This is a genomic window from Moraxella sp. K127 (assembly GCF_015223095.1).
Classification (GTDB): Bacteria; Pseudomonadota; Gammaproteobacteria; order Pseudomonadales; family Moraxellaceae; genus Moraxella.
The window spans coordinates 1-592 of record NZ_JADFBZ010000113.1 but is presented as its reverse complement, the minus strand read 5'-3'; the positions used below and the strand labels follow the sequence as shown (position 1 = coordinate 592).

General features: G+C 39.4%; 1 protein-coding gene. It reads left to right on the top strand.

Going from position 1 to position 592, the window contains the following annotated elements:
* The first annotated feature begins 97 nt into the window (after positions 1-97).
* Positions 98-508, top strand: coding sequence for an IS200/IS605 family transposase (gene tnpA, locus IM753_RS12855; RefSeq protein ID WP_065256193.1), 411 nt, complete (start codon positions 98-100; stop codon positions 506-508).
* Positions 509-592: the final 84 nt, after the last annotated feature.

Sequence of the window (592 nt, the reverse complement as noted above, 5' to 3'; positions counted from 1 at the left end):
AAGTTGGTCTGTGTGTTTATCTCGTATGCGTAGCTTAAGTGTTTTCATGGGCTTGTGTATAATGAGATAGGTATATTATATATTTGGTTTAATTTTAATGTCAAATGATTTAAGACGTGGTAGGCACGTTGTTTACAATATTCATGTGCATTTGGTCTTTGTGGCTAAATACCGCAGAAAAGTATTCACTAAAGAGATTTTAGACGATATGCAAGTTATCTTTGAGAAAGTTTGTTCAAAGTTTGAGGCACAATTAGTTGAGTTTGACGGTGAGAGCGACCATGTGCATTTATTGGTGGTTTATCCGCCTAAAGTGGCTATCTCTAGTCTGGTTAATAGTCTGAAAGGTGTTTCTAGTCGGTTATTGCGTAAAAAAGAATATCCGTCTATTAAAGAGCAGTTATGGGGTGATGCGTTGTGGTCGCCTAGCTATTTTGCAGGTAGTTGTGGCGGTGCTCCAATTGAGATTATCCGCCAGTACATTGAACAGCAGAATACACCGCACTAAATACCATCTGTATGTAAGCATAGCTACGGAGTTGCCTTATATCCACCGCCTGAAGTCGGTGGTTTTACGGCAACGAAGGATAAA

What these genes read in the sequence shown, in the direction of transcription:
- tnpA (WP_065256193.1), top strand. Translation starts at nt 98, where the DNA reads ATGTCAAATGATTTAAGACGTGGTAGGCACGTTGTTTACAATATTCAT.